Genomic DNA, 15,420 nt, shown 5'->3' on the forward strand with positions numbered 1-15,420 from the left:
CTTTCTCAACCTTAGTCTTAATCTGAATACATACTACTTTATACATAATACTTTATACATCACAACTACTACATTTTACACTTCTAAAATCTCAATACTAATATCTAACATCTACTATATACATCTTACAATTCTAACTGAATCGAATAACCATCTGTGCATTTCTATTATAAGAAATACATATTTAGAGAGCGTACTTTACTTGATTTGTAGAGGAATAAAACCAAGCATATTATATGAAGTTCGATGCGATTGTGATGGAAGAAAACGACCAAAAACAAGAAAGGCATGGAACTCTTCTTAAAGCATTAGAGGTACTGGCATACCCAAAGGAACAATAAGAGAGCCCACGCCTAGGTCGTGAGCAAAACTACTTATTTTTCTTGTTCCTTTTTATGAAAAGTGCCAGTTTTCTAATACAAGAGAAAAAGTAATAATTACTTTATTTTTAAATAATTGATATTCTTTTACTTATTCAAATGTATAAACAAAAAAAATGTAAACCAAATAGTTTACAATAAATTTTTAATAAACTCTTAAAATTGTCTTATGCCTAAGTTAAGTAATGAAGATAAAGAGTTAAGAGATACTATTAAAAAGAGGTTTTTAACAATCTTAGAAGAAAAGAAAATGTCAAAATCAGATTTAGCAAACTTATCTGATAAAGATCGTCAAGCTATAAATAAATGGACAAACTTAAATAATGAAGATGGATTAACAATTTACACAATAAAAAACCTATGTCGAATTCTTAAAATAAGTTTGACAGCATTTTTTAATGATAAATCATTTAATAATTATACAAAATAACAAAGGCTCCTAGTGGAGCCTTATTTTTTATTCGTTTATATCTTTTATTTTAATGATTTTTCCTGGATTTCCTACAACTGTGGCTCCATCTGGAACATCTTTTATAATCACTGCTCCTGCACCTATTGTACACCACTTACCTATTTTTATTCCTTGAATAACAGAGGCTCCAATACCAATATGCGTACCTTCACCTACCTCTACATTTCCTGCTAAAGCTGCATTAGGTGAAATGTGTACATAATCATCAATTTTACAATCGTGATCGATAGAAGCATTGGTATTAATGATACAATGTTTGCCTATATTGACTTCTGAATTAACAGAAGCTCCTGCCATCACTACAGAACCTTCCCCTAATATAGCTCTTTTCGATATTGTTGTTTTCGGATGAATAAGACTTAGATAATTAAATTGGAGGTGATTACTCACAATTTTTTTTCGAGTAGCATTTTGACCAATTGAAATTACAACATCAATCTGCTTTGTTGGTATTTCATGAATAACTGTATAGTCTAAGACTTTATTTTTCGATTGATCGCTATCTATAAAAGCTTCAATCAATATGTTATTTTCTTCAGCAATTTCAGCAATTACTTTTCCATGTCCGCTTGCTCCGTATAAATACATGTCTTAATTATTTCCGTTAAAAGGTTCTATTGTTACATGCCCATCGGCTGAAATTCCTTCTGATTTGAACACTTTTTTGAACGTTGAAAAGAATACCTTTACATCCATCAAGAAAGATAAATTATCCACATACTCCACATCTAATTCAAATTTTCTTTTCCATGTAATGGCATTTCTACCATTGACCTGTGCCCAACCTGTAATTCCTGGACGAACTTCATGACGGCGTTTTTGATGAGCATTGTATAATGGTAAATACTGTGGCAATAAAGGACGAGGTCCTATTAGTGACATATCGCCTTTTAAGACATTGATTAATTGTGGGATTTCGTCCAAGGATGTTTTACGAACAAATGCACCAATCGGCGTTAAACGAACTGCATCTGGTAAAAGATTTCCATTGGAATCCTTTTTATCGTTCATAGTTTTGAATTTAATGATCTTGAAAATCTTTTCATTCAGTCCTGGACGTGCCTGAAAAAAGAAAGGCTTCCCTTGAGTGGCAAAATATAAGCCAATCATCACTACGATAAATAGTGGCGATAAAATAATCAACCCAACAAAAGCGATGATGAAATCGAAAAGTCTTTTAAAAAAGTTTTTGTACATAATGATAATTAATGAATTTGCTAATTTGCTAATTTGCTAATTAATGAGTTATACTCCTCAAGTAATGCATTCCATACTACTGATTGTTCATAACGAGATTGAATCATGGGACGAGCATTTCCTTTCAGTTTACTATAATAATCATTATCCTCTATCAAACATTGCATAGCCTGTAATACAGCATCAGAATTTTTAACTGGAATTATTATCCCATTTTCTCCTTCTACAATAATTTCATTGCAACCGTTGATATCACTTACAATACTTGGCAATTCCATTGCTCCTGCTTGCATCACCACGTTTGGAAAACCTTCGCGATAACTTGGAAATACTAATGCATTTGCTATCGCAAAATATGGTCGAACATCTTTTTGGAAACCTACACTGATGATATTAGGATTGGTTTCTATTTCTTTTAAGGTTTCAGACTTTAAGGGATCCAGTTCAGTTTCTAATGGGCCAACCAATAAGAGTTTAGGGATTCGGGATTGGGAATTAGAAATTGGAGACTGGAGACTGGAGATTTGGGGTTCGGAACTAATTCCTAATTTCTGATCTCTAATTTCTAGTTTCTGAAATGCTTTAACTAATTCATTGATACCTTTGTCGCCAACCAATCTACCCACAAAAACAAACACAAAATCATTGGGTTGAATACCTAATTCTTCTTTCAAGTCAAGCAACTGTTCTGTTGAAAAATGTTCTTTAGAAAAAAAATCCAAATCAATACCGTTCACATTACCATTTGCTAATACTTTTAAAGGTTTAGAAGTTATCTGATAATTTACAAGGTCTTCTTTAACACCATTGCCTTCGGGATAAATATTCGTTGCAGCCAAACACAATAATTGATCCATCTTAATTAACAAATTTTGGGTAAATCCAGTACGAGTAGGAAATATTAACCCCGTAAAGGTATGCATTCGTATAGGTACACCAGCCATTTTCCCAGCTAACATGGTTAATAAACCAGCTTTAGGTGTTATAGAATGAACAATTGTTGGTTTTTGTTTTAGAAAAATTTTATATAATTTGAACAAGGAAATTAAGTCTTTTAAAGGACTTATTCCTCTTTCCATATCTACTGCAATGGTTTTAATTCCTTCTCTTTTTTCAACTTCAATTAAATCTTCTCCTTCCGATGAGATACCAATCACATTAAATTTTTTGGAAAAAAATTTTAACTGCCCCTTTAATAATACATTAAGAGATAATGGAATTGTGGATGTTTTTATCAATTTCATGTTTTATCACCTCATTATTAATCTTCTAATAAATTTTAAAAAAGAGTAAGAACATACTTTTATAAGCATAAATACATTTATTTTCTTAAGTTTAAATAGATTTACATAATTATTTATCTCTCCCTTTTCCATCTCCCATAATTTAGAGGAAAGGCCACCTCCTGTAAATGCGAAATTTCTAGAAATAACAGGATTTGAAATATAACCACCAACAACACAAGCTTTTGTCTCCGAAGATATTAACAACCAAGACCTGTAATCTTCGGAATATTTTTGTTTTTCGTTGAAAGGATATTTCTTAATCCATTCTTTTTTAACAAAAGTTGTCGAAGTTTGAAAATAATTTTTATACATTAAATCTTTAAAACTAATTTCCTTGTAATCTATTTCTAATTTGCTACCACCAATCAAATTAAATGAATTCTTATCCAAGAAGATTTTTGCAATTTTTAAATTATTAAACTCCCAATAATCATCAGAATCTAAAAAAGCTATCCAATCGCAAGTGGAATGATTAATACCATTATTTCTAGCCACTGAAGGACCTGAGTTCTCTTGGGTTAAAATCACTACTTCAATCCCCTTAGGAGCATGTTCTCTTATTTTATGTAATAAATTTAAGGTTTGATCTTTAGAGCCATCATCTATTACAATGACTTCTTTAGGCAATAAAGTTTGATTGAATACAGACTGAACACATTTAACAATGGTTTTCTCACTATTATAACAAGGGATGATTACAGTGAAATTCATTGATTTTGTTTAATATAAATTTTTTCATTTGAAAATTGCTTTACAATATTTCTAATCTTATTTAAAAATCCGCCATCTACAATTAACCATTCGAACTCAAGTTCAGTCTGAGTTCTTAAGCGTAATCTATTGTAAGCATGAATAAATACTGTTGGTAAAACACTCATAAATTAGTTTGTTTTTAAAGCATAAAAAGTAATTCCCAATATAAAGGAAACTAAAAGAATTGTTCCTTTATTTATAAAAGTGTTTTTTACTTTGAAATTATCGAAAAAAGGAGCAATTAAAATAGGGATTAAAGCCCAAGAAAAAAGTCCATATCTATCACTAAATCCAGAATTAAACATTAAAAAGAATATACCACTCATTATCATATATATATTATAAGTTCTTTGATAGAAAAAGTTTTCATTTTTTTTGTTATAATAATTATATCCATAATAGCCTACAATTGCAAAAAACAAATTAAATACAAAAAAATCAAGTCTAAAACCTATGTTATATGAATCTACATTTACTGCACTATAAGCAGAAATTTTATCTACAAAAAGTCTATTAATTACGGGTATTTTTAAAAGAACATCATAGATAGGAATTTTTACTAATGACAAAATTGTAGAAGCTACAAATACAATAATAGAAAATTTTGCATTCTTTAAAAAATAAGAACCCATGTAAGCTAAAATAGGTATTACAAAAGACGAGTGAATAGTAATAGCTATTACAAAAAATAGATATTTGAGATACTTATTTGGTAAAATATAACCACATAAAAAAATAGACATAGCCATCCCTGTTCTTATTATATTATTTCCCATACTTTTAAAAAAAAACAAACTCACAAAGCAGAAAAATATTAGAAAAACATTTTTAAACTTTGAAATTTTTAAAAATAAAAGAATAAAGAATAAATATATGAAAGATACAGTAAAAAGATAATCATGACCATCAAAACCTATCTCTTTTAAAAGTTTATTAAAATAATAAAAACCAAAATCAGTAAGAAGAGTTTCATTTAAAAAGAAATTAACATATGTAATAGTATCTATTCCTACTGAAAAATCACGCAGACCAAAAAGAAATAAAAACAATATAGCATACAAAATAGTAAAAAACCACTGTAATTTCAATGAACTTTTCTTCTTTAGATAAGTTTCTATAAAAATAAATGTACAACAAAATGCCATAATTAAATATAGCGCCAAGAATTGATAATTAAAATGATTTTCCAAAAAATTATTCATTAATTATAGCATTAATTTTTTGACAATATTTGTCTAGTGTAGAAGTTTTTAAAATTCTATTTCTTGCTTTTATGCCTTCATTTATAACAATAGATTTATCCTTTATTATTATTTTTAGTAAGTTAGACAATTTATCTTCATCATCTTGAGGAATAAGCCATCCTCCGTTTTGATGATCTATTGCATCAGGAATTCCGCCTGTATTTGTTCCAATAACTGGAACACCACAAGATTGAGCTTCAATAAAAACTAAACCAAAACCTTCTACATCACTTGTGTCATCAGCCTCTCTTGTGCAAAGAATAAACAAATCATTTTTAGAATAAAAATCTGGTAATTTGTCATCTGGAATAAAACCATGAAAATAAGTGATATCATCAATTTTTAGTTCTTTCACTAATAATTTTAAATCTTGTAAATAAGGTCCTGTTCCACCAATATTCCAAACGATTTTATGTTTATACTCTTCAGATAAAGACGCAATCGTTTTAGCAATAAAATCATAACCTTTAAACTTAAGTATTCTAGATAAACTTACTATATTTATCTTATCATCAAAATTACTTGTTTCTAAAACTGTCGGTTTAAAAAAATTAGAATTAACTCCTAATGGAACTGCATTAACACGAGCCTTTTTACTTATTTTTTCTGCTAAACGTTTTGTATAATGGCTATTTGTAATTAAACAACTAGTAGATTCTAGAATAAATTTACAATATATATTAAGCCAAAAATACTTTCTCCAAAAAATATTCCCATGAAGAAATTCCGTACCATGTCCTAGTATAAAGATATTCTTAAAACCTGCTATTTTAGCAATTATACCTTCTGGATGCCAAACCCCACAAAGTATATCTGTATTATTTTTATCAAATTTCTTAAGATAATTCAAAATACTAAATTCAAGCTTTCCTCTACTTTCACCAAATCGAGTGATTATTATAGATTTAGAATTATAGGGTAAACTCGGCCCCCTTACATCTCTTGTGACTACTTCTATACTATCATAATAAGCACTTATACCTTGTGCAATTTCATTGCATAATCTTGCTATACCTCCATTTGATGGCGGAAAGTCATATGATAAAATTAAAAGTTTTCTTTGAGTCATCATTTTTTAAAATAATTTTTTAAAACTGTATTAACTAAAAATTTAGCTACTGTATATTGTTTGATTTTAATAAGAAAGGTAACAATTCTTCTAAATAGTGAAGAATATTTAGAAATTTGAAACATTACATTCCAATCTCTATCAGATAATTTAGCAAATTCTACTTTAGAATTATAATTATGTATAAAAACGGAATTTACAAACATATTTAATAAACTTACATATTTATCTGCCAAAACGTGAGATTTCACTTGTAGAACATCTAGCTTAAAATGATTAAGCATAATATCATCAATTACTTTTAATGGCATATAATAATTTTCAGGTTGAAGTAATCTCGAAGACAATGAATTACTAAATAAAACATAATTGTAATTAGACACATTAGATAAATAAATGGTTTTATTGCTTTTAGAAATATACTCTAAAACGAAAATATTATCTTCTGCGTACGTTAAATCTTCTCTAAATTTCAAATTATTACTAATTAGAAGCATTCTATCAAATACTTTACAAAATGGCGTTAAATAAAGTAAAAGATCATCCTCCAATATTTCACTAGATTTAATATGTCGATTCTTAAAACTTTTAGTATATAATAAATTATCTAAATTATCAACTCTTTTAAAACCTTGAATTACAAAGTTATTTTCATTATTTTTTAAATCATTCGATATTTCTTTTAAATAATCTACTTCAACATAATCATCACTATCTATGAATAAAATATAATCATTTGAAGCTTTTGTAATTCCATAATTTCTCGTATATGAAACACCATTATTATCATTTTTAAAATACTTTATTCTCTCATCTTTTAAGAAATTCTCTTTTAGAATTTTTTCTGAATTATCCTTACTCCCATCATTAACAATGATTAACTCAAAATCTATAAAGCTTTGTGATAATATAGAATCTACAGCTTTATAAATTGTTCCTTCAGAATTGTAAAATGGTAAAACAATCGAAAACATCATTCTAGTATTTTTTTTATTATTTGATTATGATATTCTAGTTCATTACCCTTCAAATCCGATCTTTTATTGTTTCCATCTACATTTTGTGCTTCATTTACAAATTTACCTTGAATAGAAACTTTCTCTAAATTTGAATTTTTATACCACATATATTCTACATCAATATGTCCTATATCTACAACTTGTACTTTTAAATCAGCTAAATCCAATGTTAATACTGAAGCTGTAGGACCTAAAGCTAATAAAACTAAATCATAGTCTTGAATAACATCTGTAATACTACTGTATAATTTATCATATAAGTCAAAAACATTTTTATTCAGTGTTACAATTCTATCTATCTTATTTACATTATTAAATAAATCATTCCCAACTCCAAGTTTAGTTAAGTTTCCTTCGACAATAAGCACATCCTTATCCTTCCAAAGATTTTTAAACTTTTCAAAATAAATACCTGTATTAGATTTATCTATATAATCCATATAAGGTCGAGAAATAAAAGAATTATGATAAGTTTTATTAAAATCTAAATATTCCTTATATCTTTTGTAATGTTGAACAACAGATGCCTTCCAAAAATATTGAGAGTTTTGAATATAACAATCCAAAGAATACAATGGATATGGTAAGCACACAACACAATTTTTATTCTTAGAGAGAAGAACCTCTTTTAATCTATTAGATAATTTTTCGTTACCATTCTGAAAACCTATATTCCCGAAATTATCTACCATATGTAACTCTCCATCACCAAACCTACTTAAAGAGACTCTATTTTCTATAATAAAGTCTAAGGTTTCATCAATGGTATGAATTTTCGGAAATTTATATATCATTTTATAGAAATAATAAAAAACTTCAATATAAATTCTATAGATTATTTTCTTACTCTTTTCCAGCATTAATTTTATTTTTAACTAACAAAAGTAGAAGTTCTAGTTGACTTCTTTTGAAAACAACAAATACTCCTAAGATTAAACTTATTAAACCACCTATTACATTTGCAATAACAAATAATGACCATTTGTTAATTTCAACTGTATTTACTTTTATCATATAATTAACTCCTAATGCAATACAAAAGACTAATAATCCTTGAATTATTAATTTATAAATTACGATACTTTTATAATTTAGAATTTTTGAGACATATAAAGGACTAAAAATCAAATGATTTAATGAAGTACATATCATAGCAGCAATTGGAATAGCATATATACCTAATTTAGTAAATTTCAATAAAGTAAAAATTAAAGCTAAATTTAATATAGACATCCCCAACGTGACCAATGCAGGTATTTTAATTTTATTTAGTGTAATATAAATACTAAATATAGGTTCAATCGAGAGTTGAATAACATATTTTAATAAAATAAGTATAAGTAAACTAGATAGTTTATTTATATCTTCTGTTGGAGTCCAAAGTGTGTAAAATATATTGCTGTATATTACAATTCCAGCAACTGGTATTAGTAAAATCAAAGAACTTAATTTAAAACAAATACCTATATATTTTTTTAGTTCATCAGCTTCACCATTAGCGTAAAACTTAACAAATGTAGGTATAAATACAGGAATAATAATATTAGATAAAATTAATAATAAGCTAGGAAATTGTTTCGTTAAAGCTAAATTACCCATTTCTGATACACCTAAATTTGTATTTACAATAAAAAGATCTGCCTGATAAAATAAAGCATCTGATAAACTCATTACCGAATTCCAAACGCCAGCATAAAATAATACTTTAATAATATTTTTAGATATAAAGCTTTTAGAAAACTTTAAGTCAGGGAGGTATTTTTTTGTAATATAAAAATTAGAAATACCCACATATACTGCCATTGCAAGACTACCTATTCCTAAAAAATAAATCTTAGGAAAACAAAAGTATAATAATAGTAGAATTAAAGTTATATTAATAAAATTCCCTAGAATATTTCTTATAGCATTAATATCTAACCTATTAAAAATAAAACCTATTGCTCCAAAAACTGACGTTACAAGATTGATAATTAAACTTAGAAATATAAATAAAAACAATATTTTGACATCAAATACTAAATGATTAGGTATCTCTATAACATTAGGAATTATAGTATAAAATACAAAAAATAAGATAGATAAAATAATTGAAATAAGAATATTTACAAAAAATACTGAGTTAAAATAATTATTAATTTTATCACGTTCTTTCTTTTCATAGCTAATCAAAACATACCTTCCAAACATTGAGTTAATAGAAGTTGTAAAGATTGTTATATAAAAAATAAAACTCCCTGCCAATGGATAAAATCCATAAGCCTCCTTACCTATTGTTTTAATTAAATAAGGAGTAATAAAAAATGATATTACTACACTACATAAAGCACTAATAACACTAGATAATAAATTAATTATAAACTTTTTTTTATCCATTAGATTTTATAAATATTAACCTAAAATAAACTTTTATTGCATTTTCTATTTTAGTTTATCCAAGTTTTCATATACTCTCTTCACCTCCTGTGCTTTTTCTTTTTTCAAAACCAAGATTGCGTCATCTGTTATCACCAAAATACATTTTTTTAATCCCAAAAATTCAGTATGTAATTTAGAACCAATGACCATGTTACCATGTTTATCAATAGGGTGCCCTTTTGTTACTAAATACTCATATACGGACTCAAAGGAGCCCATATCAGACCATTTGAATCTGCCTATTACTGCTTGTAATTTTTCTGTTTTTTCCATTACTGCGTAATCAACAGAAATAGAAGGTATTAATAAGCTATCTTCTAAAGGAAGTATATTATCCTTTGATAATTCAAATGCTTTTAATGCACTTTCATAAACTTCTGGCTCGTGTATTTTTAACTCGTTCAAAAATGTCTTTGCTTCAAAACAAAACATTCCTGAATTCCAATAAAAATCACCTGATTTTAAAAACTCTTGGGCTGTATCTAAATTAGGTTTTTCTCTAAAACCTAAAACTTCACCATTCTTAATTTGAATATATCCATAACCCGTTTCTGGTTTTGTTGGTTGTAATCCAAATGTTACAATGTTACCTTTTTGGGCAAGTTCAATTGCTTCCTCAATTGCTTCCCTATATATATCAGCATCTTCAATTAAATGATCAGAAGGAGAAACCAATAATACATCTTCAGGATTAGCTTTGAAAGCTGAAAAAGCAATCGCAGCTGCAGTATTTCTAGGAGTAGCCTCTATTACTTCATGAAATTTCTTAATTCCTAAATCTTTTAATGCTTTTCTTGATAAATGATAATTATCAACATTACCGACTACAATAAGTTCGTCGCAAATATCTTTGTTTCGAATTATTGTTTGTTGAAATAAAGATTTACCTTCAAATAAGTCAATATATTGCTTCGGTTTATCTTTCCTAGACAATGGCCAAAGTCGACTACCAACACCTCCTGTTAAAATTACATTGATAATTTTCATGCGCGATTGTAGTCGTCTTCAATTCTTACAATATCATCTTCTCCAAAATAAGTTCCATATTGCACTTCTACAAATACAACAGGTTCATTTGTTTTATTCTCAATACGATGATGAGCTCCTTGAGGTATTTGAGCTACCTCTCCAGTTTTATAGTCTTTTATCTCATCATTAATTGTAATTGTCCCGATTCCTGAAACTATTGTCCAAACTTCACCTCTTTTAAAATGATATTGCAAAGACAATCTCCCGCCCGGATTTACTTGAATTCTTTTTACTTTATGCGTATCGCTATCTTCTAATACCCAATATTCTCCCCATGGTCTAATATCATGTTCCATTTTATAGTAATAGTTTATTTGTTGATCTTCATCAAATATTCGCCATACCCACTTTTTTTCAGTGGTTCTGCAATATTCATTAATTCTTCTTTTGTAATGTACCCCATGCGATACGCCACTTCTTCTATGGCACCAATTTTCATTCCTTGACGTTCTTCGATCACTTGAACAAATTGACCAGCTTGCATCAATGAATTGATTGTTCCAGTATCTAACCAAGCTGTACCACGATCGAAAACACCTACTTTCAGTTTTCCTCTTTTCAAATATTCTGCATTAATATCTGTAATTTCTAATTCTCCACGCGGAGAAGGTTTTATATTTTTTGCAATTTCAACCACATCATTATCATAAAAATACAATCCTGGAACGGCATAATTTGATTTTGGTTCTTTAGGTTTTTCTTCAATCGAAACGACTTCATTCTTCTCATTAAACTCAACTACACCATATCTTTCAGGATCGCTCACTTGATACGCAAAAACTACTCCTCCATCTGGATCTGCAGAATCTTGCAATAATTTTGACATTCCTGAAGCATAGAAAATATTGTCACCTAATATCAATGCTACTTTATCATCTCCAATAAATTCCTCTCCTAGAATAAACGCTTGGGCTAAACCATCAGGACTTGGTTGTTCTTTGTACGAAAATTTACATCCAATCTGAGACCCGTCTCCTAATAATTTCTCAAAATGAGGTAAATCATGAGGTGTTGAAATAATTAAAATTTCATTAATCCCTGCCAACATCAACGTTGATAATGGGTAATATATCATTGGTTTATCATATACTGGCATCAATTGCTTACTCACCGCTAATGTTAAAGGGTGTAATCGCGTTCCTGATCCTCCTGCTAAAATTATTCCTTTCAATTTATAGTATTTTAGTTTAGTTATTTTGTTTTAAATTTCTGAAACGATTGTGCTTCTTGATCTTTATCAGAGATAATCATTTTATCCGAAGGGATTTGCCAATCAATATTCAATTCTTGATCTAAAGGATTTACTCCGTCCTCTGAAGCTTTATTGTATCCATTATCACATTTATAGAAAAAAGTTGCTGAATCAGATATTACAGAAAAGCCATGTAAAAATCCTCTCGGAATAAACAATTGTTTTTTATTATCTGCCGATAATTCAACTGCAACTGACTGTCCATAGGTTTCAGAACCTGGACGAACATCAACTGCAACATCTATCACCGCTCCTTCTACAACACGAACCAATTTTGCTTGCGAATGCTCTCCTGCTTGCATATGTAATCCGCGAACTACGCCATATGAAGAACGAGATTGATTATCTTGAACAAAAGTTGGTTTATAACCCAAAATTTCTTCCATTTTGTTTTCATTATATGATTCGAAGAAATATCCTCTCGAATCTTCAAAAACTGTAGGTTCTAAAATAAAACAACCTTTTAATTTCGTTTCTGTCGCTTTCATTATAGTCGTTTATCAACTTCTTCTTTAGGCAAAGCCCCTTTTACATCATAAATCACTCCATTTTCTTTTAAATAATCCGTTAACTGAAGATTTAAAAACTCATTGTGTGATACTGTCAAAATAATGGCGTCAAATTTAGATTCTTCGACAAACTCAGAATGACATTTTATTCCATATTCGTGCATCACCTCATCTGGGTTAGCCCAAGGGTCTAAAGTTGTCACCTCTATTCCATATTCTTCTAATGCATTAATTACATCAATTGCTTTCGAATTACGAATATCAGGGCAATTTTCTTTAAAGGTAATTCCTAAATTTAGAACTTTCGCGCCTTTAACTTTGATATCGTTATTTATTAACAATTTAACAACTTGCGAAGCTACAAAAGCTCCCATCGAGTCATTTAATCTCCTTGCTGCTAAAATTAATTCAGAATAATAACCAATTTCTTGTGCTTTTTGAGCCAAATAAAATGGATCAACGCCAATACAATGTCCTCCAACTAAACCTGGTTTAAATGGTAAAAAATTCCATTTTGTTCCAGCAGCTTCTAAAACATCGTTTGTATCAATATCCATTAGCGAAAAAATCTTCGATAATTCATTGATAAATGCAATATTGATATCACGCTGCGAATTTTCGATCACTTTTGATGCTTCTGCAACCTTGATTGTAGGTGCTAAATGAGTCCCAGCAACAATTACTGATTTATATAAATCATCAACAATTTTTCCAATTTCTGGAGTTGAACCTGAGGTTACTTTTAAAATTTTCTCAACCGTGTGTTTTTTATCGCCTGGATTAATTCGCTCTGGTGAATATCCCGCATAAAAATCTTGGTTAAACTTCAATCCCGAAGAATGTTCCAATACAGGAATACATTCTTCTTCTGTAACACCTGGATAAACCGTTGATTCGTAAATAACAATATCATTTGGTTTTAAAACTTTACCTACTGTTTCCGAAGCTTTTTTAAGCGGCGTCAAATCTGGTCGATTATTCTTATCTACAGGAGTTGGAACGGTTACAATAAAAATTGTAGCATCTCTAATATCTTCTGTATTCGAAGAGCAAAACAATCCGTTTTGAGATTCTTCGACAAGCTCAGAATGTGAATTAAAAGGATTTTGTTTAACTAAAACATTTTGTAGAACATTATTTTCAACTTCTAAAGTTGAATCTACTCCATTGTTTAATTCAGCAATACGTTTCTGATTGATATCAAACCCAACAACAGGGTATTTTGTTGCAAATAATCGAGCCAACGGTAAACCTACGTACCCTAAACCGATAACTGCTATTTTATGTTGTTGATTCATTTATTATAATATTTTCTGTACCATTGTACAAAGTTATACACTCCTTTGTCAACCGGATAATGAGGATTATAACCAAATTTATCTTTCAACTCTTGGACATCTGCCCATGTTTGATTGACATCTCCTGCTTGCATCGGATACATTTCTAAAATAGCTTTTTCTCCTGTTGACTTTTCGATTTCTTTGATAAAATCCATTAATTGAACAGGTTTACTATTTCCTATATTGTATAATTGGTATTTTTCGTTTGTATTTTTATCTTCAAGTATTTTGTCTATTCCTTGAATAATATCATCAATATATGTGAAATCGCGTGATAAATCGCCGTGATTAAAAACTTTTAAAGGTTGATGATTCAATATAGCATCTGTAAACAAAAACATTGCCATATCTGGTCGTCCCCAAGGTCCATAAACAGTGAAAAAGCGCAAACCTATCGTTTGGAAATCGTACAAATGGCTATACGCATGCGCCATTAGCTCGTTTGCTTTTTTGGTTGCAGCGTATAAACTAATAGGATGATCAACATTTTGATTTGTTGAAAAAGGAACATCTGAAGAGTTTCCGTAAATACTTGAACTACTTGCGTACAATAATTTTTTGACGTTATAATTTCGGCAACATTCTAAAATATTTAGAAAACCGACCAAATTACTTTGTCCATAGGCATCAGGATTTTCGATACTATAACGAACACCAGCCTGAGCTGCCATATTAACAACCGCATCAAACGAATATTCTTTAAAAATTTGAGCCAATGACTCTTTATCTTCTAAATTCATTCGATAGAAAATCATCTTTTCTTCGTATTTAGAAGAAAGAACTTTCTGATCAAAATTTGAAGCAAATTCTTGATTGATTCCTAATTCTTTTAATCGATCATATTTTAACTGAACAGTGTAATAATCGTTAATATTATCAATTCCAACAACTTTGATATTTTTTTCGATTAATTTTTCAGCTAAATGGTAACCTATAAAACCAGCTACACCAGTTATGAATACTGTTTTCATTATTTCTCCTTTTCAGAAGTCGCAACTACTTTTCTTAATCCAGAACTAGAGAAGCGGTGTGTACGCTTATTGTAGTAAATTTGAATATTATTATCTAAACAATATTGTTTTCCCGTAAAGTCGATATTTCGATATTCTTCGCCAATAACTCTAACATTTATTGGTAAAGCACTTAACATATCAAACAAATCTTGTTCGGTTTCGTAGGGAATAATTTCGTCGACATATCGACAACCTTCTAATTGAATATAGCGCTCTACGATGGATTGCGTAGGACTATTTTTTGAAGGGTCTACACTTGCAGGATCTGTATTAAGCCCTACAATTAAGTAGTCGCATTGTCTTTTAGCTTCTTCGAGCATCATCACATGACCTGCATGAAGCAAGTCAAATATACCGAATGTAATTCCCGTTGTCATTTTATAATACTATTGTTGGAGCGACAAATTTAGGGATTTATATTGAATTAATTATAAGCTTT

17 protein-coding genes are annotated in these 15,420 nt (G+C 29.1%); 1 reads left to right on the forward strand and 16 read right to left on the reverse strand.

Annotation, left to right across the window (positions count from 1 at the left end):
• The first annotated feature begins 549 nt into the window (after positions 1-549).
• A complete protein-coding gene (locus B3R94_RS02075; protein ID WP_038337090.1) occupies positions 550-810 on the forward strand; it encodes a helix-turn-helix domain-containing protein in 261 nt (86 codons plus the stop codon).
• A gap of 27 nt (positions 811-837) precedes the next feature.
• On the opposite strand, the gene B3R94_RS02080 is transcribed toward B3R94_RS02075, so the two are convergent.
• From B3R94_RS02080 to B3R94_RS02155, 16 genes are all read right to left on the reverse strand, one after another.
• Positions 838-1,440 carry an acetyltransferase gene (locus B3R94_RS02080; RefSeq protein ID WP_291098294.1) on the reverse strand — a complete coding sequence of 201 codons (603 nt, stop codon included), beginning with the start codon at positions 1,438-1,440 and terminating at the stop codon, positions 838-840.
• Positions 1,441-1,443: 3 nt separating this feature from the next.
• Positions 1,444-2,049, reverse strand: a complete 606-nt coding sequence (locus tag B3R94_RS02085) for a sugar transferase (RefSeq protein ID WP_291098297.1) — start codon at positions 2,047-2,049, stop codon at positions 1,444-1,446.
• A 20-nt stretch (positions 2,050-2,069) separates the two neighbouring features.
• Entirely contained in the window at positions 2,070-3,293 is a 1,224-nt protein-coding gene (locus tag B3R94_RS02090) for a glycosyltransferase family 4 protein (RefSeq protein WP_291098300.1), read from the reverse strand.
• 6 nt (positions 3,294-3,299) lie between these two features.
• Positions 3,300-4,046: a glycosyltransferase family 2 protein gene (locus tag B3R94_RS02095; RefSeq protein WP_291098303.1), complete on the reverse strand. Its 747-nt coding sequence runs from the start codon at positions 4,044-4,046 to the stop codon at positions 3,300-3,302.
• 170 nt (positions 4,047-4,216) lie between these two features.
• Positions 4,217-5,290, reverse strand: a complete 1,074-nt coding sequence (locus B3R94_RS02100) for an EpsG family protein (protein ID WP_291098305.1) — start codon at positions 5,288-5,290, stop codon at positions 4,217-4,219.
• Complete coding sequence (locus B3R94_RS02105; RefSeq protein ID WP_291098308.1) at positions 5,283-6,404, reverse strand: glycosyltransferase family 4 protein; 1,122 nt, start codon at positions 6,402-6,404, stop codon at positions 5,283-5,285. The genes B3R94_RS02100 and B3R94_RS02105 overlap by 8 nt, the downstream gene beginning before the upstream one ends.
• Positions 6,401-7,378 (reverse strand): glycosyltransferase family 2 protein, encoded by a 978-nt coding sequence (locus B3R94_RS02110; RefSeq protein ID WP_291098311.1) that lies wholly within the window; start codon positions 7,376-7,378, stop codon positions 6,401-6,403. Before B3R94_RS02110 ends, B3R94_RS02105 begins: the two co-directional genes overlap by 4 nt.
• Positions 7,375-8,214: a GT-D fold domain-containing glycosyltransferase gene (locus B3R94_RS02115; protein WP_291098314.1), complete on the reverse strand. Its 840-nt coding sequence runs from the start codon at positions 8,212-8,214 to the stop codon at positions 7,375-7,377. Before B3R94_RS02115 ends, B3R94_RS02110 begins: the two co-directional genes overlap by 4 nt.
• Before the next feature lie 49 nt (positions 8,215-8,263).
• Positions 8,264-9,796 (reverse strand): oligosaccharide flippase family protein, encoded by a 1,533-nt coding sequence (locus B3R94_RS02120; RefSeq protein ID WP_291098317.1) that lies wholly within the window; start codon positions 9,794-9,796, stop codon positions 8,264-8,266.
• A 45-nt stretch (positions 9,797-9,841) separates the two neighbouring features.
• Positions 9,842-10,825 carry a mannose-1-phosphate guanylyltransferase gene (locus tag B3R94_RS02125; protein ID WP_291098320.1) on the reverse strand — a complete coding sequence of 328 codons (984 nt, stop codon included), beginning with the start codon at positions 10,823-10,825 and terminating at the stop codon, positions 9,842-9,844.
• Positions 10,822-11,163, reverse strand: a complete 342-nt coding sequence (locus B3R94_RS02130; RefSeq protein WP_291073135.1) for a phosphomannose isomerase type II C-terminal cupin domain — start codon at positions 11,161-11,163, stop codon at positions 10,822-10,824. Before B3R94_RS02130 ends, B3R94_RS02125 begins: the two co-directional genes overlap by 4 nt.
• A 14-nt stretch (positions 11,164-11,177) precedes the next feature.
• On the reverse strand, positions 11,178-12,038 hold the full coding sequence (gene rfbA / locus B3R94_RS02135; protein WP_291073137.1) for a glucose-1-phosphate thymidylyltransferase RfbA: 861 nt from the start codon (positions 12,036-12,038) through the stop codon (positions 11,178-11,180).
• A 20-nt stretch (positions 12,039-12,058) separates the two neighbouring features.
• A complete protein-coding gene (rfbC, locus tag B3R94_RS02140) occupies positions 12,059-12,607 on the reverse strand; it encodes a dTDP-4-dehydrorhamnose 3,5-epimerase (RefSeq protein WP_291076696.1) in 549 nt (182 codons plus the stop codon).
• On the reverse strand, positions 12,607-13,926 hold the full coding sequence (locus tag B3R94_RS02145) for a nucleotide sugar dehydrogenase (protein ID WP_291098323.1): 1,320 nt from the start codon (positions 13,924-13,926) through the stop codon (positions 12,607-12,609). Before B3R94_RS02145 ends, rfbC begins: the two co-directional genes overlap by 1 nt.
• A complete protein-coding gene (locus B3R94_RS02150; RefSeq protein ID WP_291098326.1) occupies positions 13,923-14,939 on the reverse strand; it encodes an NAD-dependent epimerase/dehydratase family protein in 1,017 nt (338 codons plus the stop codon). The genes B3R94_RS02145 and B3R94_RS02150 overlap by 4 nt, the downstream gene beginning before the upstream one ends.
• On the reverse strand, positions 14,939-15,358 hold the full coding sequence (locus tag B3R94_RS02155) for an adenylyltransferase/cytidyltransferase family protein (RefSeq protein WP_114998507.1): 420 nt from the start codon (positions 15,356-15,358) through the stop codon (positions 14,939-14,941). The genes B3R94_RS02150 and B3R94_RS02155 overlap by 1 nt, the downstream gene beginning before the upstream one ends.
• Between the last annotated feature and the right edge of the window lie 62 nt (positions 15,359-15,420).

The sequence above is a fragment of the Empedobacter sp. UBA7611 genome (genome assembly GCF_002484365.1).
Taxonomy (GTDB): domain Bacteria; phylum Bacteroidota; class Bacteroidia; order Flavobacteriales; family Weeksellaceae; genus Empedobacter; species Empedobacter falsenii_B.